This window comes from Novosphingobium sp. BL-A-41-Hi4A-0G (assembly GCF_055521735.1).
Genome location: NZ_CM145501.1, coordinates 1,077,241 through 1,099,707 on the forward strand (window position 1 = coordinate 1,077,241; position 22,467 = coordinate 1,099,707).

The following is a 22,467-nucleotide window of genomic DNA, read 5'->3' on the forward strand; positions in this document are numbered from 1 at the left end:
GAGCCTGCAAGAGCAGTAAATAGAATGGTGATGATGACAGGACCCACGCTTACCGATCTGACCGACCGCGCTCGCGAGATTTTTCGTCTTGTGGTGGAGGGTTACATTGCGAGCGGGCAGCCGATGGGGTCGAAGGCGCTTGCCGGATCGGGGGGCGTGAACCTTTCGCCTGCGTCGATCCGCTCGGTGTTGCAGGAACTGCAGGATGCAGGGCTGCTGGCGGCACCGCATACCAGCGCGGGGCGGATGCCGACCGAGGTGGGCCTCAGGCTCTTTGTTGACGGGATCATGCAGGTGGCCGAGCCCACCGTAGCCGAACGCGCGCAGATCGAGCGGGGGCTGGCGCATGGCGGGACCATCGAGAATGCGCTGGCGGCGGCGAGTTCGGCACTGTCGGAGCTTTCGGCGGGCGCGGCGGTGGTCATGGTGCCAAAGCGCGAGCCGCGACTGGTGCAGATTTCGTTCGTGCCGCTTTCTCCCGTCCGCGCTCTGGCAGTGCTGGTCAGCGAGGATGGCGGGATCGAGAACCGGGTGATCGATCTGCCCGAACCCGTCGGCCCCAACGTGCTCGAGCAGGCGGGAAATTACCTGACGAGCCGGTTGCAGGGGCGCACTCTGGGCGAGGCATCCGGCGTGGTGCGGGCGGAAATCGCGGGCGGGCGCTCGGCGCTCGATGCTGCCAGCACCGATCTGGTCCAACGCGGGCTGGTGGTGTGGACGCAGGATGCTGCGGCGCGGCCGGTGATGGTGGTGCGCGGGCAGGCCAATCTGCTCGACGAAGCGGCGCTGAGCGACATCGAGCGCGTGCGGCAATTGCTGGAAGAACTGGAGAGCGCCGAGGCGATTGCCCGCGTTCTTGATGCCGCGCGCGAGGCGCAGGCGACGCGGATTTTCATCGGCAGCGAGAACCGCCTTTTCTCGCTTTCCGGCTCCTCGGTGATCGCTTCGCCATGGCGCGACAGCGAGGGACGGGTGGTCGGCGTGGTGGGCGTGATCGGGCCGACGCGGTTGAATTATGCGCGCGTCGTCCCCATGGTTGATTTCACCGCCCAGACGCTGGGCAGATTCATCGGACAAGACGGGTTTTCGAGAAAATGAGCGATAACGACACGCGCCCCACGGATGCAGAGGTTGAGGCGGAACTGAAGGGCGTGCCCGAGGACATGATCGACCAGTCTTCGCCCCAGAATTCGGCAGGAGACGATGAATTGAACAAGCTGCGCGAGGAACTGGAGGCGGCCAAGCAGGACGTGCTCTACGCCAAGGCCGAGACGCAGAACGTGCGCCGCCGCATGGAAAAGGACATTGCCGACGCCCGCGCCTATGCCGCAACCGGCTTTGCCCGCGATATCCTTTCGGTGGCCGACAACCTTGCCCGCGCGCTCGAGACGATTCCGGCTGATCTGCGCGAGGACGACAAGTTCAAGAACCTCGTTGCCGGGCTGGAAGCCACGGGCCGCGAGATCGAGAAGGTGTTTGGCAGCCACGGCATCACCCGCATCGCGGCGATGGGCCTGCCGCTCGACCCGCACCAGCACCAGGCGATGATCGAGATGCCCTCGGCCGATGCCGAGCCGGGCACGGTGATTTCGGAACTGCAGGCAGGCTACATGATCAAGGATCGCCTGCTGCGGCCTGCCATGGTAGCGGTGGCCAAGAAGCAGGATTGATATGACGTAGAGCCATGGTGTGTCCCCGTGCAGACGGGGACCTCAGTCGGTTTACGCTGCCATTCCGTAACAGCACCGAGGCCCTCGCCTGCGCGGGGGTGCAGGTTTGTGTTCGAGAGGTTATGGGCCCCGGCCTTCGCCGGGGTGACGGGATTAGAGTTGCCAATAGATCGGGATTAGAGTTGCCAATAAATTTGGTCGCCCCGGCGTAGGCCGGGGCCCATTCGCCAGCGCTGCGATCCTACCGCCTCAGCAACCCCACAATCTCATCCGTTGAATAGAGATCGGCAAAGACGAATGCCATGTTGTGCAGCGTTGCCGCGTGCTCTTCGTCCGATAGCGCGGCGTTGGCGTCGTTCACCATCAGTACGCGGTAGTTGTGCTGCATCGCGTCGCGGGCGGTGCTTTCGCAGCAGCAGTTGGTCAGGGTGCCGGTGATCAGCACCGTGTCGATGTTGCGCGCTTTCAAGGCTTCGTGCAGCGAGCAGGTGCCGGGGGTGAAGCCGCTGAAGCGGTGCTTGTCGATCACGGTGTCGGCGTCCTGAACGTCCAGCGTCGGCCATAGTTGCCAGAGGTGGTGGCCGGGGGTGAAGGCGTTTCGGTGGTCTTGCGCGGTGCCGCCCATGCGCACCATGAAGTTTGACCAGCTCGGGCCGCCTTCGGGCGGAGTGGTGTAGCGCAGGAAGACGTTGTGTCCGCCGATGTCGCGGACTACGGCGCTGATGCGGTTGATGTTGTCGACGATGCTGCGCGCCATGGGCACTTCGACCGGCGCGCCTTCCTCCATGAAGCCGTTCTGCATGTCGACGACGATATGGGCGAGCCGTCTTGGGTCGATGTCGCGGAAGATATTGCCATCACCGCCGCGCGAGGCGGCGAAGCGAGCGAGGATGGCGTGGTGGTCGACGGCGTGGGGCATTGGCTGGGTCCTGTCGGCAAGGACAGGATATTGCCTTGAAGCGGAGCATCTGTCCCGGGCCAGATGTCGTGGTTTCGGCAGGAGAAACCCTTGGCAGCCTCGGTTCGTCGCACGGGCCGGAACCGGGCTGCGGCCTGCTCGTCGTCTCCGGGAAACGGAGACAGACTATGCGCAAGATCATCATTGCATCGCTTATCATGGGCTCTGCCGTCACGCTGGGCGGCTGCGCCCGCAACTATGCAGGCGAGGGTGCGGCGGTTGGTGCCGCGGTTGGCGCGGGCATCGGCGCGGCAACGGGCGGCGATATTGCCACGGGTGCTGCCATCGGCGGGGCTGTCGGTGCAGCCGGTGGTTCACAGATCAGGAAGCGCGATAACCGATGCTACCAGGTGGACCGTTACGGTCGGGAGTATGAAGTGCGCTGCTGATCAGGCAGTAGTAAACGGCACCAGCGCTTCGAGCGCTTGCAAGGACGGGGCAGCCGGGGACGGTGCGCCCCGTCTGGCCATGAACATGTGGCGGACTAGTTCTGCCTGTTGTTCGATGCCGTATTGTTCGAACGGGCGGCCTGGATCGTAGGTGTAGCTATATCGGCAGAACGGATGGCGCATCAGGGGGAGCCACCATTTGCCGCGCGTCTGGGTTTGCCAGACGTGGACCATCTCGTGAATGAAAAGGCCCTGCGCGGGCAGCGATGCGTGCGCGAAATCATCGCAATAGTGCGGGCTGGGAGGGGCGAAGTGGATGTGGCCCATGGGGGCCATCACCGTTCCGGTCGGCTGAAACGGAAACCAGCGACGACGGCGGATGCGGACGGGCGCGGGGTTGACGGCTTGGCCGAAAACTTCGGCGACGAGCGCACATTCGCCGCGAGTCAGAGCGCGCTCCCCGCCGGGCGGGCAGGGAGCGCCGGTTGATCTCACATCTTGCTCATGTCGTGGCCCGACATGTCGTGGCCGGAATGGTCCATGTCTTCCACGGCATCACCGCCGCTTGCGCCGCCAATGGTTTCGATCCGGGCGGGAACGCTGACCTTGTCACCATTGTCGAGCGTGATGGTCAGTTCGGTGGTGCTGCCAGCCTTGAGCGTGTCACCCACATCGAACAGCATGACATGGAGGCCGCCGGGCTTGAACTGGACGCTTTTGCCTGCCTCGATCGGCACGTCCTTGACCTGCTGCATCTTCGAGATGCCGTTGGCGGTCGTGGTTTCGTGCATTTCGGCGCGTTCGGCGCCTTCGACATAGACCGAGGCGATCTTGCGCGGTGCGCCGCTGCCTTGCGAGACGGTGAAATAGGCAGCGCCCGGGGTTCCGGGAACGGCGGGCAGGCGCACCATGGCATCGGTCACCATCACGCCGGGGGCGTTCTCGGGGCCTGCCTGCGCGCTCTGGCTGGCCGCTGCGCCGGGATCTTCGGACTTTTGCCCGCATGCGGCGAGCGAGAGGGCGATGGCGGAAAGTCCAATGATTGCAAGCTTGCGCATGGGTGGCGACTCCAGATGCCGATATGTCGTCCGAGGTAAGCGCGCGCAGGCCTTGTGCCAAGAAGAACCCTACCTATATCGCCCTCAATCGAGCCGCACATGGCGGTCTGCCCGGCAGGGGGACCTTCAATCCTCGCGGTGTCTTGAATGGAAGGAACTGGGGAACTCATGGCTAAAGTTATCGGTATCGACCTTGGCACGACCAACAGCTGCGTTGCAGTGATGGACGGGGGTACGCCCAAGGTCATTGAAAACTCGGAAGGTGCGCGCACCACGCCGTCGATCGTCGCTTTCACCAAGGATGGTGAGCGCCTGATCGGCCAGCCGGCCAAGCGCCAGGCTGTCACCAACCCGGACAACACGATTTTCGCGGTGAAGCGCCTGATCGGCCGCCGCTTTGACGATCCGCTGACCCAGAAGGACACGGAACTCGTCCCCTACACAATCACCAAGGGCAAGAATGGCGATGCCTGGGTCAAGGCCGGTGGCCAGGACTACAGCCCGTCGCAGATCTCGGCCTTCACCCTGCAGAAGATGAAGGAAACCGCCGAGGCCTATCTCGGCGAGACCGTCACGCAGGCGGTGATCACAGTTCCGGCCTACTTCAACGACGCGCAGCGCCAGGCGACCAAGGACGCCGGGCAGATCGCGGGCCTTGAAGTGCTGCGCATCATCAACGAGCCGACTGCTGCGGCGCTCGCCTATGGCCTCGACAAGCAGGACGGCAAGACGATCGCGGTCTATGACCTTGGCGGCGGCACGTTCGACATCTCGGTGCTGGAAATCGGCGACGGCGTGTTCGAGGTGAAATCGACCAACGGCGACACGTTCTTGGGTGGTGAAGACTTCGACACGGTCGTGGTCGAGTACCTGGCCGACAAGTTCAAGGCCAAGGAAAACATGGATCTGCGCGGCGACAAGCTTGCCCTGCAGCGCCTGAAGGAAGCCGCGGAAAAGGCCAAGATCGAGCTGTCGTCTGCCCAGACGACCGAGATCAACCTGCCGTTCATCACCGCCCGCATGGAAGGTGGCTCGACCACCCCGCTCCATCTGGTGGAGACGATCACGCGCGCCGATCTGGAAAAGCTGGTTGCCGGCTTGATCCAGCGCACGCTTGATCCTTGCAAGAAGGCTCTGGCTGATGCTGGCGTTACTGCCAAGGACATCGACGAGGTCGTCCTCGTCGGTGGCATGACCCGCATGCCCAAGGTCCGCGAAGTGGTGAAGGACTTCTTCGGCAAGGACCCGCACACCGGCGTGAACCCGGACGAAGTCGTGGCGATGGGCGCGGCGATTCAGGCTGGCGTGCTGCAGGGCGACGTCAAGGACGTGCTGCTGCTCGACGTGACCCCGCTTTCGCTGGGCATCGAGACGCTGGGCGGCATCATGACCAAGATGATCGACCGCAACACCACGATCCCGACCAAGAAGAGCCAGGTCTATTCGACTGCCGAGGACAACCAGCAGGCGGTGACGATCCGGGTCTTCCAGGGCGAGCGCGAGATGGCGCAGGACAACAAGCTCCTCGGCCAGTTCGACCTCGTCGGCATTCCGCCCGCACGGCGCGGCGTGCCGCAGATCGAGGTGACGTTCGACATCGACGCCAACGGCATCGTGAACGTGAGCGCGAAGGACAAGGGCACCGGCAAGGAGCAGCAGATCCGCATCCAGGCGTCTGGTGGTCTGTCGGATGCGGACATCGACCAGATGGTCCGCGATGCCGAGAAGTTCGCCGAAGAGGACAAGAAGCGTCGTGCCGAGGCGGAAGCCAAGAACAACGCCGATAGCCTCATCCACGCGACCGAGCGCCAGCTTGAAGAGAACGGCGACAAGATCGACGCTTCGCTGAAGGCCGAGATCGAAGCCGCCATCGCCGAAGCCAAGACGGCTGTCGAAAGCGGCAACGCGGACGAGATGACCGCCAAGACCCAGGCGCTGACCGAAAAGGCCATGAAGATGGGGCAGGCGATCTACGAGAAGGAGCAGGCTGCTGCGGCTTCTCCGGGTGCCGAAGCCCCGAAGGCCGATGACGATGTGGTCGACGCCGAGTTCTCGGAAGTCGACGACAACAAGTGATGTTGCGATGAAACCGGCCCGCCGCTCGCGTCCCTGCGCTGGCGGCGGGTCTTCGCGTTAGGGAAGCGCAATGTCGGCGGAAATCGATTTCTACGAACTGCTCGAAGTGAAGCGGACTGCGGACGAGAAGGTCCTCAAGTCTGCATACCGCAAACTCGCCATGAAGTTCCATCCGGACAAGAATCCGGGCTGTGCCGAGAGCGAGGCCAAGTTCAAGCAGATCAACGAGGCCTATGCCTGCCTCTCCGACCCGCAGAAGCGGGCGGCCTATGACCGTTATGGCCACGCCGCGTTCCAGCAGGGCGGCGGCGGCAATCCCGGCGGCGGCTTTGGCGGCGGGGATTTCGGCGATATCGGCGATATCTTCGAGACGATCTTCGGCGGTGCGTTCGGCGGCGGCGGGCGTCAACAGGCGCGGCGTGGCGCGGACTTGCGCTATGACCTCGAGATCAGCCTCGAGGACGCGTTCCACGGCAAGGAAACCGAGATCGCGGTTGAGGTTTCGCAGAAGTGCGAGCCTTGCAGTGGATCGGGCGCGACGCCGGGGACTTCGGCGCGGCGCTGCAACCTGTGTGGCGGGCACGGCAAGGTGCGGGCGCAGCAGGGCTTCTTCATGGTGGAGCGGGCTTGCCCGAACTGTCACGGTCGGGGCGAAGTGATCGAGAGCCCATGCAAGGCCTGCCGTGGCGAAGGCCGCGTCGATGCCGAGCAGCGGCTGCAAGTGAATATTCCGGCAGGTGTCGATACCGGCACCCGGATCAGGCTTGCGGGCAAGGGCGAGGCGGGGCCGTTCGGTGCGCCTCCGGGCGACCTTTACCTGTTCCTGCACATCCAGCGCCACAAGGTGTTCGAGCGCGAAGGCACCACGCTGCTGACGCGCTGCCCGATCAGCTTTACGACGGCAGCGCTGGGCGGCGAAATCGAAATTCCGGGGCTGGACGGCAAGGTTCACGCCATCGAGATTCCGGCTGGCATCCAGTCTGGCAAGCAGTTGCGCAAGCGCGGCGCGGGTATGCCAGTGCTGCAGGGGCGCGGGATTGGCGATCTGGTGGTGGAAATCCACGTCGAGACACCGACCAAGCTCTCTGCGCGCCAGAAGGAAATCCTGCGCGAGTTTCAGGCGACCGAGACGGGTGAGGAATGCCCGCAGTCGAAGGGCTTCTTCGAGCGCATCAAGGATGCGTGGACGGGGATCTGATTGCTGAGTCCCCGCGAAGGCGGGGGCCTCGGGCGGTTTAAGCTGACGTTCTGTAACAACACCGGGGCCCCCGCCTGCGCGGGGGCGCATGCTGTGTTATTCGAACGCCGCCACAACCTCCGCGCGCACACGGTCGACCAGGCCCGGCTCGGCAACCAGCCGCCCTTGTTCCTCCTCCAGTATGGCCAGAAATGCATCGCGCTTGAACGCTGCGATGACGTTTGGCGAGAGCGGCTCCTCGACCGTCGAACAGATCAGGTCGATCATGCGCTCGGCGCCGTGGAGGCGGCCCCACAGGTAGTCGTTCTCGCGGTAGGCGCGGCTGAAGAAGGCGCCGAAGTTGAAGAATTCCACTCCGCGCAGGCAGGCGAATGTGCCGCCCTTGCGGATCGAGGTGGCGTCGTCCGGCGAGATGCGGTCGACCTTGACCGGATCGAACTCGCCCATGCCTTCGCCCTGCAGCAGTGGCAGAGTGGCGATGTCGTAGAACGGGAAGCCGAGATAGGCGTGGAGGAAGCGGCGGCGCAGCAGCTTGTCCATGCTCTCGAGCGCGGCGACGAGCATGGAATCGACCTGCAGGTCGAGCCCTACCAGATCGCGCCGCGTGGAAATGGCGCTGAGCACGGCGGCGGGATCGATGGTGGCAAGCGCGGCTGTCTCGGCAAAACCGGGGCCAAGACCTTCGACGGTTTCGCGACCCTGATAGAGTGCCTGCGCGCGATAGACCGCATCGCGCGCGGCTTCACGGTCGGCAATGCTGACGCTTTCGCCCGCTTCCCAATCGTGAGTCAGGCGACGGGCGAGAAGCTTGAGGCGGCGGATGCGGAAGGCCAGATCGTGGGTGCGGAAGAAGATGATGGCAGCGTCGGTTGCCCCGCCGCCGCGCAGGGCCGACAGGCGGTCGAGGCCCACGGCGGTCAGGTGCTCCCACAGCGAGGCTTCGACTTTGGCTGCCGTCGCGGCTTCTGGCGCGGCCTCGTGGATCAGGGCGGCCAGATCGGCGACGATCCCGGCGAGCTTGGTCTGGGCATAGCCATGAAAGGCAAAGCCCGCGCGTTCAGCCGCCGCCTGTTGCGCCTTGTTGCGCCACGCGGTCAGGCGGCGTTGGTTGGGCCGGTCGAAGAACAGGGTGTGGCCAAACAGGGCCTCGACGGTCTGCTCTATCTCGGGCCGCAGCGCTTCGACGATGGTGCGCAGGCGCTGACGCTGGCGCGACTGGCGTTCAAGCGATTCGAGGTTGTCGCGGATCGGTTGCTCGCGCGGGATCGACGATAGCGAGCCGAAGATCGCGGAGAAGAAGCCGATGGTGCGCCCGCCCTTGGGCGCAATGCGCATGTGATCAGGGCTTGGATCGACATAGACGAAGCGGCGGTCCACCTCGCGGCGTGCAGGCCGGTCGCGCAGCACGCTGATCGCCTGCGCGAAGGGGCGGTTCACCAGAACCGCGCCATCGACCAAGGCAACGGAATCGACATCGCCACGCTTCCAGTGGCTTGGCATGATGCGCTGGAGGAACTGTGCGCGACCGGGCCACTTCTGGCCGCGCTCCGCCACGAGACTGTCGATCTCGTCGATCAGCAGCGGGGGGAAGGCGCCGGGGAAGCTGGCGGTCGACCGGGCAGCGAGGACCAGTTCGGGGCTGGGGGCAAGACTGCGGTCGCCGTTGCGGCTGGTGGCACGGCGAAAGCCGATGGACAGGCGGTGTTCGCTCTCCACCACAGTCTCGGGACTGTTCAGCCGCAGTTCCTCAAGGTGGCCGTTGAAGTCGGTTGCGGTGACCAGCAGGTCGATGGGGTGGCCTTCGGGCAGGAGTGGATCGCCCATCGGTGTCCTGGCCATGGCATCCAGCGCATCGGCGATCATCCGCGAGAAGCCGATGCCGCTGAAGGGTGGTGCGAACCAGCGCGCCCGGATCAGGCGCGAGACCTTGCGGCGCACTTCCGATCGGGTTTCCGGCGCGACTGTGCTGCTCACCACGTTGCCGGGGCGCTTGAGCACGAACCAAACCAGCGGCTGCGCCCAGAACTTGGCAAAGCGGCTCCACGGCTTGGCATCGGGATCGAGCAGGACGTCGATGTCAGCCCGTTCCAGCCACATCGCTGTTAGCGGCTCAAGGCTTTGTCCGGTGGCGATCGCCTGCGAGAGAAACACCCCGTTGATGCCCCCGGCGCTGGCACCGGAGATGATGTCCGGCAGAAGGCGCAAGCGCAGGTCGCGGGTGAGGGCAATTTCCTCGAACAGGCGGAGATAGACGGCCTCCACACCTTCGGAGACCGGACCATCAGGGCAATGGAACGCACGGCTGGCGCGCGTTGCCCGCCACAGTTCCTTGGTTACGCCGTGCATGTAGACGGCAAGGCTGATGCCGCCATAGCAGACAAGGGCAAGTCGCAGTTCTTTCTGCCGCATGGTTGCACAATGGCACCGAAGCGGGTCGCTCGCCAGTTGGATAATTCCCTGCGCAGGAACGCTACCGTCATCCGGGGTTTGTGTCAGACAGCAAGGTGATAACCGGAGAATTCAGATGGTCGAGGAACGTGTCGAAGTACGCCAGCCCGATGGCAGCGTGGAAACCCGCACGACGGTGCACGACAGCCCCGTGGTGCGTAGCAGCGGTGGTGGAAGCGGCTGGCTGATTGCGCTCGTGCTGATCGTGGGCCTGCTGGTGGGCGGCTACTTCCTGTTGCAGGCACAAGGCAGCCGTTCCGCACGCGACAATGCGATTGCCGAGGCTGCGGACGACGTCGGACAGGCGGCCAAGACCGTCGGTGATGCCGCCAAGGACGTTGCTGACGGCGACGGGAAATAAAGGCACACGACAGGACGCGATGTAAAACATGCCGACATCGTTTCATCGCATTTTTTGTCAGGTATCTGAAAAATAATGATTTTATTGGCCGGGCTCGCCGATGGGCGGGTGTCAGGGTAACCGACGCTTTACCCTTTGCGATGTAAGAAAGGCGCGAAGGAGCCAATTCCGTGCTCCGATAGGTACTTGCGCCGGACCGATGATCCGCCTGTTCAAACACTATATCCCGCATTCGGTCCTGTTGTTGGGCCTGCTGGATTTCGCCCTGCTGATCGGGGCTGGCGAGATCGGCTGGCAATTTCGCGCGCATCAGATCGGCATAGATCCGGGCGTGGTGCCGATGCGCGCAACGCCGCTGTTGCTGTTTGCGGTGCTGGTGCAGATGGCAATGATCGCGGTCGGGGTCTATGGCTCTGATGCGCTGCGCTCGATGCGCTATGCTACCGCGCGGCTGCTGGTGGCGGTGAGCCTGGGCATCATCGCGCTTTCGGTGGTCTATTTCATGCTGCCCGGCCGGACGCTGTGGCGCTCCAACCTGTTCTACGCGATGTTCCTCGCGATGGCGTTTCTCGTGGCGATCCGGCTGCTGCTGGGCGGGCTGCTGGGAACTTCGGCATTCCGCCGCCGTGTGCTGGTGCTGGGCGCAGGGGCGCGGGCAGAGCGTTTGCGGCAATTGGGCGACAGGCCCGAAGCGGGCTTTGCCATTGTCGGCTATATCGGCATGAGCAGCGCCGCGCCCGTCGTCGTCGAAGCAATCCACCGCGATGCGATCAACAACCTTACCCGCTACGTCGAGAACCTTGGCGTGAGCGAAGTGGTGTTGGCGCTGGAGGAGCGGCGCAATGCCCTGCCGCTCAAGGACCTGCTGCGGATCAAGACCACCGGCGTCCACGTCAACGACTTCTCGACCTTCATGGAGCGTGAGACGGGGCGGGTCGATCTCGACACGGTCAACCCCAGCTGGCTGATCTTTTCGGACGGATTCTCCTCCGGCCGTGCATTGTCGAGTGCGGCGAAGCGCATCTTCGACATCGCCGCCAGCCTGCTCCTGCTCAGCCTGACACTGCCGGTGATCGTGCTGTTCGCATTGCTGGTGAAGCTCGACAGCAAAGGCCCTGCGTTCTTCCGCCAGACCCGCGTCGGCCTCTATGGCCAGCCTTTCAATGTGATCAAGCTGCGCTCTATGCGCACCGATGCCGAGGTGAACGGCGCGCAGTTCGCGCAGGAAAACGATCCGCGCGTGACGCGCATCGGCCGCTTCATCCGCAAGGTGCGGATCGACGAACTGCCCCAGACCTGGAGCGTGCTCAAGGGCGAGATGAGCTTCGTCGGCCCTCGCCCTGAACGTCCAGAGTTCGTGGCGGAACTGGAAGAGCAGCTGCCTTACTACGCCGAGCGCCACATGGTGAAGCCGGGTATCACCGGCTGGGCGCAGATCAATTACCCCTATGGTGCCTCGCTGGCGGATTCGCGGCACAAGCTTGAATACGATCTCTATTACGCCAAGAACTACACGCCCTTCCTCGATCTGCTGATCCTCCTCCAGACCCTGCGCGTCGTGCTGTGGCACGAAGGCGCGCGGTAAGGAGGGCGTCGCGATGCCAAGTCCCCTTACGTGGCCAGGCTTCGGGCAGTGGGCCTTTCTGGCCGCCGCCTTCGCTTTTCTGCTGCTGACCGGCTGGCGCTGGGAACGGCGGCGGAGCGACCGCAACGGTTCGGCCCGCGCCGAAATCGCGGCATTCACGTTGACCGCCGCATGGGCGCTGATCATCGCCGGGACCGGGCATGAAACGCTGGTCGGCCAATTGTTTGAGACTTTGCGCAGCCTTGCCTGGCTGAGCGTCGCTTTCGTCCTGTTCTCGCGCGATGGGCGGCATACCAGCGTTGCGCCGATCCGTCCGGTCCTTGCGGCGCTGGTCTTCGTGGAGATGCTGCAGTTTCTGCTGCTGATCATGAACCTGCGTTACGATGGCAACGCGGTCGCGCAGGGGATGATCTTCCAGATTTCGGTGCTGTTCCGCCTGCTGGTGGCAACGGGCGCGCTGGTGCTGGTGCACAACCTCTATGCTGGCGCCATGGCGCAGCAGCGCATTGCCCTGCGCTGGACCTGCATCGCGCTGGCGACGGTCTGGGGCTATGACCTCAATCTCTACACCATCGCCTATCTTTCCCACAGCCTGCCGGTCGAGCTGGAAGCCCTGCGCGGGGTCGCGCAGATCGGTGTGGCCTGCCTCCTGACCATCGGTGCGGTGCGCGGACGCTCTGCGCTGCGCTTCTCGCCTTCGCGCGCGGTGGCGTTCCAGTCGCTGTCGCTGCTGGTGATCGGGGCCTACATGATCCTGATGGTCGGCGCGGCGCAGTCGCTGGCCTGGCTTGGCGGCAACGCGAGTCAGCTGGCGCAACTGGGCTTCGTCTTCGTGACCACGGTACTGGTCGTCGCCATCCTGCCTTCGGGACGTGTGCGCGGCTGGCTCAAGGTCATGCTGGCCAAGCATTTCTTCCAGCACCGCTATGACTATCGTGCCGAATGGCTGCGCTTCACCCGCACCATAGGTCGAGCCAGCACCAACGCACCTTCGCTCCATGAACGCGTGGTGCAGGCCGTTGCGGACATCACCGACAGCGCGGCGGGCCTGCTGCTGACGCAGGCCGAAGGGGGCGAGATGGTGCTCGCTGCGCGCTGGCAATGGCCCACTGCCGACGTTCCGGCCGAGGCACTGTCGCCTGAGAACGTCGCGTTCTTCGAGAAGCGCGGCTTCATCGTCGATCTCGACGAGCTGCGCTCCGGCGTCGATCATCAAGGCGAGCGCAAGGCTGTGCCGGACTGGCTCATCGAGGAGCATTCGGCATGGGCGCTCGTGCCTCTGCTGCATTATGACCGGCTGGTCGGGCTTGTCGTGCTGGGACGCCCGCCCGTCGCGCGCAAGCTGGACTGGGAGGACTTCGATCTGCTGCGCGTGGTCGGCATGCAACTGGCGAGTTACCTTGCCGAGCATGCCGGGCAAAGCGCGCTGCTCGAGGCGAGCCGGTTCGACGAGTTCAACCGCCGCATGGCCTTTGTCATGCATGACATCAAGAACCTCGCCAGCCAGCTGAGCCTGCTCTCGCGCAATGCCGAGAAGCATGCGGAGAACCCGGCGTTCCGGGCCGACATGTTGATCACGCTGCGCAACTCTGCCGACAAGCTGAACGCATTGCTCGCACGCCTCTCGCGCTATGGCGGATCGGGTGGAGAGCGAGTCGAGGACATCGATGCAAGCGAAGTGATCCGCACGGTTGCCGCGCGGTACAATGCGCCGGGACTGACGCAGGTCCACGTGACCCATGATGCGCCGTGCCATGTGTTGGCGAGCCGCGAGCTGCTTGAACAGGTCGTGCTTCATCTGGTGCAGAACGCGATTGATGCCAGCCCCGAAGGCATGGCGGTGTTCCTCCAAGCCAATGTCGACGGGCTATACGGCGCGATCGAGGTGATCGATACCGGCTGCGGGATGAGCGCGGAGTTCATCCGCAACCGCCTGTTCAAGCCGTTCGTATCGACCAAGCCCGGCGGCTTCGGCATCGGTGCGTTCGAAGCGCGCGAGATGGTCCGCTCGATGCGAGGGAAGCTTGAAGTCGAGAGCCGTGAAGGGTTGGGCAGCCGGTTCACCGTGCGCCTGCCGCTGGCAGCGGCGCAGGGCCTGATCGAATCCATGCAGGGAGACAGCAACTCCCTGGGCAAGAAGGTGGCATGATGAGCGAGTTGAAATCCGGCCAGCGGCCCGTGCTGCTGATCGTCGAGGACGATCCCGGCCTGCAGGCGCAGCTCAAGTGGGCCTACGAGGACTTCGAGGTCGTGATCGCCGGAGACCGCGCGAGCGCGCTGACGCTGCTGCGCTCCGAAGAGCCGGCGGTGGTGACGCTCGACCTCGGACTGCCGCCTGATCCCGATGGCACGACCGAAGGATTTGCCGTGCTCGATGAAATCATGGCGCTGCGGCCGCAGACGAAGGTGATCGTCGCGAGCGGTCACGGCGCGCGCGAATCCGCGCTAAAGGCGATCGAGAAGGGCGCTTACGACTTCTACCAGAAGCCCGTCGACATCGATGCGCTGGGCCTGATCGTACGGCGCGCGCTGCATCTGTCTCAGATCGAGGCGGAGAACCGCTCGCTCGCCACGCGCGCTTCGTCGGATAACAAGGTGCTCGGCCGGATGGTCACCGCCGCGCCCGAGATGATCAAGGTCGCCCGCACCATCGAGCGCGTGGCCAACACCAACGTCTCGGTCATGCTGCTCGGCGCGAGTGGCACCGGCAAGGAACTGCTGGCGCGCGGCCTCCACGATTGCTCCAGCCGTGCATGCGGCTCGTTCGTGGCGATCAACTGCGCCGCTATCCCCGAGAATCTCCTCGAAAGCGAGCTGTTCGGGCACGAGAAGGGTGCGTTCACCGGCGCGGTCAAGACCACCGAGGGCAAGATCGAACTGGCCAGCGGCGGCACGCTGTTCCTGGACGAAGTGGGCGACATTCCGCTGCAATTGCAGGTCAAGCTGCTGCGCTTCCTGCAGGAGCGCACGATCGAGCGCATCGGCGGGCGCCGCTCCATCGAGGTCGACACGCGCATCGTATGTGCCACGCACCAGAACCTTGAGGCGATGATCACCGACGGACGGTTCCGCGAGGACCTCTACTATCGCCTTGCCGAAATCGTCGTGAAGATCCCCGGGCTGGCCGAGCGTCCCGGCGACGCCACGCTGCTCGCCAAGACGTTTCTGATGCGCTTTGCCAAAGAGATGAACCCCTCGGTCAAGGGCTTCGCTCCAGATGCGCTGGCGGCCATCGACGGGTGGAACTGGCCGGGCAACGTACGCGAACTGGAGAACCGGGTGAAGCGCGCGGTGATCATGGCTGATGGCAAGCTGGTCAGTGCGGCCGACCTCGACTTGCCGACCAGCAGTGGCGAGGAAAGCTCGCCGCTCAACCTCAAGACCGCGCGCGAGGTGACCGACCGCAAGGTGATCCGCCATGCGCTGGCCCGCAGCGAGGGCAATATCTCCAGCACCGCCCGCCTGCTCGGCATCAGCAGGCCTACGCTCTATGACCTGCTCAAGCAGTACGATCTCCATAACTAGGCTCCTCGCTGCGGCGCTGGCCGCGCTGGCGCTTGCAGGTCCGGTGCGCGGAGACGTGCCGCGTGATTTGCTGGCCAAGGCGCGGACCGCGTTGTCCAAGCGCGACGGGATCGCCGCGGAGGCCCCCTTGCGCGCAGCTATGCGGCAAGGCGCTTCGGCAGACGACGTGCGCGCGGAGCTGGGTGAGGCGCTGTTGCTGCAAGGGGACCGGCGCGAAGCGCGCGAGGTGCTCTACGGTGGCGATTTCCGTCCGGACAGCGCAGCACACGGATGGCAGTTGCGCGGACGGATCGAACTGATCGAGGGACAACTGGCAGCGGCGGGGCAGGCATTCGACCAGTCCTTCCGCCTTTCGCCTGACAACGCCTCACTCTGGGTCGACATCGCTCGCTTGCGCTTCAGCGGTGGCGAGCAGGCGCAGGCCATCGAGGCGGCCGAGCGCGCGGTGAAGCTGAACCCCAAGGACCCGCGCGCGCTTGAACTGCGTGGACTTCTGGTGCGCGAGCAGTTCGGTCTTCAGGCCGCGCTGCCATGGTTCGAGGCAGGCTTGCGCGTCGCGCCTGATGACGTCGGCCTGCTTGGTGAATATGCCGCCACGCTGGGCGACATGGGCCATTACCGGGCGATGCTGGTGGTGTGCCGCAAGCTGGCCAAGGTCGATCCCGGCAATGTGCGGGCGCTCTACCTCCAGGCCGTGCTGGCGGCGCGGGCGGGGCAGACCAACCTTGCCCGCAAGATACTGCTCCAGACGGGAACAGCACTGCGGGACATGCCCGCTGCGATATTGCTCAACGGCATTCTCGAATATCGCGCGGGCAATGCGAACCTTGCCGTTGGGCACTTCGACCGGTTGCTGCGCATTCAGCCCGACAACCTTCAGGCGCGCATGCTGATGGTCCGCGCGCTTGAACGGCAGGCGCTGCATGCGCAGGCGGCAGACATGGCCGATGCCTGGGCAAGGCAGGCCTTTGCGCCGCCGTACCTGCTTTCGCTTGCGGGGGATGCCCACGCAGGCCTGAAGCAGAAGACAGAAGCCACGGCTTATCGCCAGCGCGCCCGGATTGTCGGGATGCGCAATGCCGTGCCCGTCGCACCGGGCCAGCCGCTCGCGGTGCTTGCGCTGGCCTATGGCGATGCGCCGAACTTTGCCGCCAATGCCGTGCCGTACATTCGCGGACTGATCGCGGCGGGGCAAACTGGCCAAGCCGTAGCCGTCGCTGACCGGTTGCGGCTGGCCAATCCCGGTGCTGCCGAGGCTTGGTTGCTGGCGGGTGATGCAAGGCTGATGGCGGGCGACCGGCTTGGTGCGCTGGATCAATATGGTCGCGCCGCGCTGATCCGCTTCAACCTGCCGACGCTGCAGCGAATCGACAACGTCCTGCGGCTCGTCGGGAAAAGCGCCGAAGCGAACTCCGTTGTCGCACGGTACCTGCGCCAGAATCCCGGCAACCCTCAGGGATTGAAGCTGCTGGCTTCCGGGCGAGCGTCGTCGGGCGACATTGAAGGTGCACGCCGCATTGAAGCGGTTCTGGCGGCACGCGCCCTTCGCAATCCGACATGAACTCGTCCCTCGACACATCGCTCCGCTCCGCTTAATCGGGTTTCAACCGAACGATTAAACTGCGGAGGATGTGATGGCAGGTGCGCTCGAAGGGTTGACCGTACTCGAATTTGCCGGGATCGGCCCTGGACCGTTCGCGTGCATGATGCTGGCCGATCATGGCGCGCGCGTGATCCGTATCGACCGTCCGGTGAAGGGCGACCGCGTTGGCGACAGCGGCAACCGCGACATCCTCAACCGCAATCGCGAACGCATCGAACTCGATCTCAAGGACTCAGGCGCCATCGCGAAGATTCGCGAAATGGTTAAGGACGCCGATGCCATCGTCGAAGGCTATCGCCCCGGCGTGATGGAGCGCCTCGGCCTCGGGCCTGACGTGCTGCTCGCGGACAACCCCCGGCTCGTGTTCGGACGCATGACGGGATGGGGACAGGAGGGGCCGATGGCGCCACTCGCAGGCCATGACATCAACTACATTGCCTTGGCGGGGGCGCTGCACAGCTTCGGGCAGGCGGGAGGCAAACCGCAATTTCCGGTCAATCTCGTCGGCGATTTCGGCGGCGGCGGGATGCTGATGGCGTTTGGCGTCATGGCGGCGGTGTTCTCGGCTCAGCGCACCGGCAAGGGCCAGGTCGTCGATTGCGCGATGGTCGATGGTGCTGCGATCCTGTCGGCGATGACCTACACGTTCCTCGGAAACGGCCGCTGGAAGGACGAGCGCGGCGTCAACCTGCTCGACGGAGGGGCGCACTTCTATGACACTTACGAGACCAGCGACGGCAAGTATGTTTCGATCGGCTCTATCGAACCGCAGTTCTATGCGCTGCTGCTGGAAAAGATCGGTCTCAAGGACGATCCCGCGTTTGCCCCTCAGATGGACCCGCGCGTCTGGCCGCAGCTCAAGGAGCGCCTGACCGCGCTGTTCCTGACCAAGACCCGCGACGAATGGTGCGCAATCATGGACGGCACTGACATCTGCTTCGCGCCTGTGCTCAGTCTGCGCGAGGCACCGAAGCATCCGCATAACGTGGAGCGTGGCACATTCGTCGAGGACGACGGCATGGTCATGCCCGCACCTGCACCGCGCTTCCTCGGCACGCCTGCGCCGAAGCCGTCATTGGCCGGGAAGGGCTGAAAGCACTCCCCGCCCGCTCGCCCTGAGCCTGTCGAAGGGCGGTGGCTCAGCGCGAGCGGGAGTGGGTATTGCGGATCAGTCGGCGCGAACAGCGGCGTCCAGCTCTGCATCAGGATACTTGCGCTTGTGGCGGATCGACCACCACAGCGACAAGCCGATGAGGACAGCGCCGATCAGGCCGGTGACGGTTTCGGGAATGTGGAACTTTGCCGAGAGCAGCATGATCGCGGCAAGAGCAATGATCGCCCAGAACGCGCCATGCTCAAGGTAGCGGTATTCCGACAGCGTGCCCTTCTGCACCAGCATGATCGTCATCGAACGCACGAACATCGCACCGATCGACAGGCCGAGTGCGATGATTACCATGTTGTTCGACAGCGCAAAGGCCCCGATCACGCCGTCAAAGCTGAAGGATGCGTCGAGCACGTTGAGGTAGAGGAACCCGCCGAGGCCTGAGCGCACCACTAGTCCCGCAGCCTTCTGTGCCTCGTCCCGCATCTCGAGGATCGTGCTCAGTGCTTCGACGCCGATGAACGTGACAAGGCCGAGCACGCCTGCGACGAGGAAGGTCATCCCCTCATCCTCGGGTAGCAGGTAGGTCATGCCATAGAGCGCCAGCAGCAGCAGTGCGATCTCGGCGGCCTTGATGTTGGAGACGACGGCAAGCTTCTCCTCGATCCACTTGATCCAGTGGACCTCCTTTTCGCCATCAAAGAAGAACGACAGGCCGACCATGGCGAGGAACGCTCCACCGAACCCGGCGATGCCAACGTGCGCGCTGCTGACGATTTCCTCGTAGCGCTTGGGATCATTGAGCGAGAGCTGCAGTGCTTCGACCGGCCCGAGGCCAGCTGCAATCGCGACGATGGCCAGCGGAAACACGATGCGCATGCCGAACACGGCGATGACCATGCCCCAGGTCAGGAAGCGCTGCTGCCAGATGCTATCCATGTCCTCGAGCACGGCGGCGTTGACCACCGCGTTGTCGAACGAGAGCGAGACTTCGAGAATCGAGAGCACGAACACGATCCACACCAGCGACATCGTGCCGCTGGCCGTGCCCGTCTGCATCCAGCCATAGGCCACGGCCATGGCAAGGCAGACCAGCGTGAAAAGGATCGAACCCTTGTAGAAGCGAAGCAAACGGAATTCCCCTGTTGTGCGATCTGGCCCGTTACTTGGGCTGGTAGGTCTGTTCAATACCGGGGAACGCGCGAGAACGCACTTCGTCGGCATAGCGCGCAGCCGCACCCGAAATAGTCTCGGCAATATTCTCGTAGATCTTCACGAAGCGCGGCACCCGCTCGAACATGCCGAGCATGTCTTCGGTCACCAGCACCTGCCCGTCGCACTGGGCGGACGCACCGATGCCAATGGTCGGGCAGGGCACGGCCTGCGTGATGGCAACGGCAATAGGTTCGACCACGCCTTCGATCACGATGGCAAAGGCACCGGCATCGGCCAGCGCTTGCGCATCGCCGACGATCTTGGCCGCTTCGGCCTCGCTGCGCCCACGGGCGTTATAGCCGCCGAGTACGTTGACCGCCTGAGGCGTCAGGCCAACATGGCCCATGACCGGAATGCCGCGCGCGGTGAGGAATGCGACCGTTTCGGCCATGGCTTCTCCGCCTTCCAGCTTCACAGCCGCACAGCCGGTTTCCTTGAGCAGGCGCGCGGCGCTTTCGAAGGCGGCTTGCGGCGAGGCTTCGTAGGAGCCGAACGGCATGTCGACCACGACGGCAGCGTGATAGGAGCCGCGCACTACCGCCGCACCATGCGCTGCCATCATGTCGAGCGTGACCGGCACCGAAGAGGGCAGGCCATAAATCACCTGCCCCAGCGAATCCCCGACCAGCAGCAGGTCGCAATGGGCATCGAGCAACTGCGCCTGCCGCGCGGTATAGGCGGTGAGCATCACCACCGGTTCCTTGGTCAGGCCGTCCTTCTTGCGCTGGCGGATCGCGGGGATCGTCAGCCGCTTCATAGGTGCGGGCGTGGGGTTGGCGCGGCTGGTTGCGGTGTCGAGCTGGAAGGTCGTTGACATCGTTGCGCATCCTTTGAGGCGGGCAGTCGCTTCTAGTCGCTTGTCGGAAACCCGCAAGGTGGCCAGATATTTGGCGCATCTTTGATGCAAGTCTGGGGAAAAATGGCTTGCGCGCAAGACTGTTCCCGCTAGCTTCGCCGCCATTACCTGGTTTCCGGCGCAACCGTTTCGGTTTCAGATGCCGGTCCAAGGCGGGAGAAATTCATGTTCGGTCGCGTCAAACCGCTCGACGCCATTCTTGCTACTGCAGAAAAGAAATCACTGCATCGCTCGCTGGGCGCCTTCCAGCTTACCATGCTTGGCGTTGGTGCCGTCATCGGCACCGGGATCTTCGTGCTGACGGCGGAAGCCGCGCAGAAGGCTGGTCCCGGCATGATGATCAGCTTCATCATCGCAGGCTTCGTCTGCGCCGTAGCGGCGCTGTGTTACGCCGAAATGGCATCGATGGTGCCGGTTTCGGGCTCTGCCTATACCTACAGCTATGCCGTGATGGGCGAACTGATCGCTTGGATGGTGGGTTGGGCGCTCATTCTCGAATATGCCGTGGCGGCAGGCGCGGTCAGCGTCGGCTGGTCGGGCTATGTCGTCGGCCTGATCGAGAATGCCTTCCACATAGACATACCCGACCTTCTGGTCCGTGGGCCCTATGATGGTGGCGTGGTGAACCTGCCGGCGATGCTGATCGCAGGGCTCGTCACCTGGCTGCTCGTGATCGGCACCAAGGAAAGCGCCTCGGTCAACGCGGTGCTGGTGGCGATCAAGGTTTCGGCGCTTACCCTGTTCATCATTCTCGCCGTGCCGGTGATGAAGATGGAGAACTTCGAGCCCTTTGCACCGCTCGGCTTCGGCGGAATCGGTGCGGCTGCTGCTTCGATCTTCTTTGCCTATGTCGGGTTCGACGCTGTCTCCACCGCGGCAGAGGAGACGAAGAATCCGCAACGAAACATGCCGATCGGCTTGATCGGCAGCCTCGCGATCTGCACCGTGTTCTATCTTCTCGTTGCAGCGGGCGTGATCGGTTCAGTCGGCGCGCAGCCTGTGCTCGATGCCAAGGGTCTTGGCATGGAGCCAGGCAGCCGTGAACTGGCCGCACAGTGCCTTGCCATGGGCGATCAGGCAGTCGTCTGCTCGAAGGAAGCGCTGGCGTGGACGCTGCGTGAAATCGGCTGGCCCAAGATCGGCAACCTGATCGGCCTTGCCGCCGGTCTTGCCTTGCCATCGGTCATCCTGATGATGATGTTCGGCCAGACCCGCATCTTCTTCGTGATGAGCCGTGACGGCCTGCTGCCGGCTTCGTTCTCGAAGATCCACCCGCGCTACAACACGCCCCACGTGATCACGATCCTCACCGGGATTTTCGTGGCGCTGTTCGCGGCGTTCTTCCCGGTCGGGCTGCTGGCCAACATCTCCAACTCGGGCACGCTGTTCGCCTTTGCTGCCGTGTCGATCGCGGTGCTGGTGATCCGCCGCCGCGAACCGGGCCGTCATCGCCCGTTCCGCACTCCGGCGATCTACCTGACCTCGCCGCTGGCTTTCGCGGGCTGCCTCTACCTGTTCTACAAGCTCGACGTGAAGAGCCAGATGCTGTTCGTGGCGTGGGCTGCTGTCGGTCTGGTGGTCTATTATGCCTACAGCCGCAGCCGCAGCCATGTGGGCCGTGGTTCGGTTGAAGTGCACGAGGCCGACGCCGATGCACCGCCGCAGCCGGTGCCGCCGATCAACTGATCGCGCACCTCCGCAAGAGAACAAGGGCCGCTCCTTCCGGGGCGGCCCTTTTCTGTGGCCCTCTCCCGCAGGCGGGAGGGGTTGGGGGAGGGTATGTTACCTCTCCAGCATCAGAGCTTGGTTTCGGTAAATCCACCCTTCACATCGTTGGTCACGTCCATGCCGAGCGCCATCTTGGCGGTGCCGATGACACCCAGGTCACCTGCCCAGATCGAGGCATCGCCAAGGTCCATGCGCAGGAACAGAAGGTTCGGCGAATCCGGCCCGCCGGGAAACCATGCCTCGACGAAGTTGTTCCAGTGCTCTTCCAGCACCGCCCGATCTGTTTCCTCGACCAGCACGCCATGGAAGCGGGCGAAGACATCGTGCCCCTTGGACGAGAACGTGGCGGTCGCGCCGCCCATCCTGGCAAAGCGGTTGTCGCGGCTGGTGAAGAACCAGATCGCGCCGTTGGCGTCTTTATCGAGCTGCGCGGTCATCGGTGCTGCCGAATCCGGATCGTCGTCCAACTGGAGCATCACGTAGGGCGACGAGGACATCGCCTTCCAGAATTTTTCACGCAGCTCTTCGGGATTGCCCTGATCATACTTCATGGGGGATTTTCCTTTTCCGGTCTGGGGTTGCCTGATGAACGGGAAGGAGCATCGGAGGTTCCCCCCAGGCTTTTCCCCAAGGCTGTGCACAAAGGGGAAATGCAGCACGGATTGCGCGTTCCGCAAAATAGAACATAATAA

At 64.0% G+C, this 22,467-nt stretch carries 19 protein-coding genes; 12 read left to right on the forward strand and 7 right to left on the reverse strand.

The window, feature by feature from the left end; genetic code table 11:
• Positions 1-33: 33 nt before the first annotated feature.
• Together hrcA and grpE are read left to right on the forward strand one after the other, a co-directional pair.
• Positions 34-1,098: a heat-inducible transcriptional repressor HrcA gene (hrcA, locus tag ACZ1JX_RS05285; protein ID WP_465126361.1), complete on the forward strand. Its 1,065-nt coding sequence runs from the start codon at positions 34-36 to the stop codon at positions 1,096-1,098.
• Positions 1,095-1,670, forward strand: coding sequence for a nucleotide exchange factor GrpE (gene grpE / locus ACZ1JX_RS05290; protein ID WP_465125718.1), 576 nt, complete (start codon positions 1,095-1,097; stop codon positions 1,668-1,670). The genes hrcA and grpE overlap by 4 nt, the downstream gene beginning before the upstream one ends.
• 241 nt (positions 1,671-1,911) lie before the next feature.
• Here grpE and ACZ1JX_RS05295 read toward each other — a convergent pair whose 3' ends face one another.
• Entirely contained in the window at positions 1,912-2,589 is a 678-nt protein-coding gene (locus tag ACZ1JX_RS05295; RefSeq protein WP_465125719.1) for a cysteine hydrolase family protein, read from the reverse strand.
• Between the two features lie 167 nt (positions 2,590-2,756).
• On the opposite strand from ACZ1JX_RS05295, the gene ACZ1JX_RS05300 reads away from it, so the two are divergent.
• On the forward strand, positions 2,757-3,017 hold the full coding sequence (locus ACZ1JX_RS05300; RefSeq protein WP_465125720.1) for a YMGG-like glycine zipper-containing protein: 261 nt from the start codon (positions 2,757-2,759) through the stop codon (positions 3,015-3,017).
• Here the strand turns inward: ACZ1JX_RS05300 and ACZ1JX_RS05305 are convergent, their stop codons facing one another.
• Both ACZ1JX_RS05305 and ACZ1JX_RS05310 read right to left on the reverse strand, forming a co-directional pair.
• Positions 3,018-3,512 (reverse strand): vgr related protein, encoded by a 495-nt coding sequence (locus tag ACZ1JX_RS05305; protein WP_465125721.1) that lies wholly within the window; start codon positions 3,510-3,512, stop codon positions 3,018-3,020.
• Positions 3,509-4,075 carry a copper chaperone PCu(A)C gene (locus tag ACZ1JX_RS05310; protein WP_465125722.1) on the reverse strand — a complete coding sequence of 189 codons (567 nt, stop codon included), beginning with the start codon at positions 4,073-4,075 and terminating at the stop codon, positions 3,509-3,511. Before ACZ1JX_RS05310 ends, ACZ1JX_RS05305 begins: the two co-directional genes overlap by 4 nt.
• A gap of 168 nt (positions 4,076-4,243) precedes the next feature.
• Here ACZ1JX_RS05310 and dnaK point away from each other — a divergent pair, with 168 nt between their 5' ends.
• Together dnaK and dnaJ are read left to right on the forward strand one after the other, a co-directional pair.
• A complete protein-coding gene (gene dnaK, locus ACZ1JX_RS05315; protein ID WP_465125723.1) occupies positions 4,244-6,151 on the forward strand; it encodes a molecular chaperone DnaK in 1,908 nt (635 codons plus the stop codon).
• A gap of 70 nt (positions 6,152-6,221) precedes the next feature.
• Positions 6,222-7,349: a molecular chaperone DnaJ gene (gene dnaJ / locus ACZ1JX_RS05320; protein ID WP_465125724.1), complete on the forward strand. Its 1,128-nt coding sequence runs from the start codon at positions 6,222-6,224 to the stop codon at positions 7,347-7,349.
• A 96-nt stretch (positions 7,350-7,445) separates the two neighbouring features.
• Here the strand turns inward: dnaJ and ACZ1JX_RS05325 are convergent, their stop codons facing one another.
• Entirely contained in the window at positions 7,446-9,758 is a 2,313-nt protein-coding gene (locus ACZ1JX_RS05325) for a patatin-like protein (RefSeq protein WP_465125725.1), read from the reverse strand.
• A gap of 115 nt (positions 9,759-9,873) precedes the next feature.
• On the opposite strand from ACZ1JX_RS05325, the gene ACZ1JX_RS05330 reads away from it, so the two are divergent.
• The 6 genes from ACZ1JX_RS05330 to ACZ1JX_RS05355 all read left to right on the forward strand — a co-directional run bounded on the left by ACZ1JX_RS05330 (position 9,874) and on the right by ACZ1JX_RS05355 (position 17,964).
• Positions 9,874-10,158, forward strand: coding sequence for a hypothetical protein (locus tag ACZ1JX_RS05330; protein ID WP_465125726.1), 285 nt, complete (start codon positions 9,874-9,876; stop codon positions 10,156-10,158).
• Positions 10,159-10,357: 199 nt separating this feature from the next.
• Positions 10,358-11,743: a TIGR03013 family XrtA/PEP-CTERM system glycosyltransferase gene (locus ACZ1JX_RS05335; protein ID WP_465125727.1), complete on the forward strand. Its 1,386-nt coding sequence runs from the start codon at positions 10,358-10,360 to the stop codon at positions 11,741-11,743.
• 13 nt (positions 11,744-11,756) lie between these two features.
• Positions 11,757-13,892: an XrtA/PEP-CTERM system histidine kinase PrsK gene (gene prsK / locus ACZ1JX_RS05340; protein ID WP_465125728.1), complete on the forward strand. Its 2,136-nt coding sequence runs from the start codon at positions 11,757-11,759 to the stop codon at positions 13,890-13,892.
• Positions 13,892-15,268 carry a PEP-CTERM-box response regulator transcription factor gene (prsR, locus tag ACZ1JX_RS05345; protein ID WP_465126362.1) on the forward strand — a complete coding sequence of 459 codons (1,377 nt, stop codon included), beginning with the start codon at positions 13,892-13,894 and terminating at the stop codon, positions 15,266-15,268. Before prsK ends, prsR begins: the two co-directional genes overlap by 1 nt.
• Positions 15,234-16,829 carry a tetratricopeptide repeat protein gene (locus ACZ1JX_RS05350; protein WP_465125729.1) on the forward strand — a complete coding sequence of 532 codons (1,596 nt, stop codon included), beginning with the start codon at positions 15,234-15,236 and terminating at the stop codon, positions 16,827-16,829. Before prsR ends, ACZ1JX_RS05350 begins: the two co-directional genes overlap by 35 nt.
• 73 nt (positions 16,830-16,902) lie before the next feature.
• The gene (locus ACZ1JX_RS05355) at positions 16,903-17,964 is read left to right on the forward strand and encodes a CaiB/BaiF CoA transferase family protein (RefSeq protein WP_465125730.1); all 1,062 of its coding nucleotides are present in this window, start codon (positions 16,903-16,905) and stop codon (positions 17,962-17,964) included.
• Positions 17,965-18,039: 75 nt separating this feature from the next.
• Here ACZ1JX_RS05355 and ACZ1JX_RS05360 read toward each other — a convergent pair whose 3' ends face one another.
• Both ACZ1JX_RS05360 and panB read right to left on the reverse strand, forming a co-directional pair.
• A complete protein-coding gene (locus tag ACZ1JX_RS05360) occupies positions 18,040-19,107 on the reverse strand; it encodes a DUF475 domain-containing protein (RefSeq protein ID WP_465125731.1) in 1,068 nt (355 codons plus the stop codon).
• Positions 19,108-19,138: 31 nt separating this feature from the next.
• A complete protein-coding gene (gene panB, locus ACZ1JX_RS05365) occupies positions 19,139-20,008 on the reverse strand; it encodes a 3-methyl-2-oxobutanoate hydroxymethyltransferase (RefSeq protein ID WP_465125732.1) in 870 nt (289 codons plus the stop codon).
• 204 nt (positions 20,009-20,212) lie between these two features.
• Here panB and ACZ1JX_RS05370 point away from each other — a divergent pair, with 204 nt between their 5' ends.
• On the forward strand, positions 20,213-21,733 hold the full coding sequence (locus ACZ1JX_RS05370; RefSeq protein ID WP_465125733.1) for an amino acid permease: 1,521 nt from the start codon (positions 20,213-20,215) through the stop codon (positions 21,731-21,733).
• Positions 21,734-21,843: 110 nt separating this feature from the next.
• Here the strand turns inward: ACZ1JX_RS05370 and ACZ1JX_RS05375 are convergent, their stop codons facing one another.
• Positions 21,844-22,326 carry a pyridoxamine 5'-phosphate oxidase family protein gene (locus tag ACZ1JX_RS05375; RefSeq protein ID WP_465125734.1) on the reverse strand — a complete coding sequence of 161 codons (483 nt, stop codon included), beginning with the start codon at positions 22,324-22,326 and terminating at the stop codon, positions 21,844-21,846.
• Between the last annotated feature and the right edge of the window lie 141 nt (positions 22,327-22,467).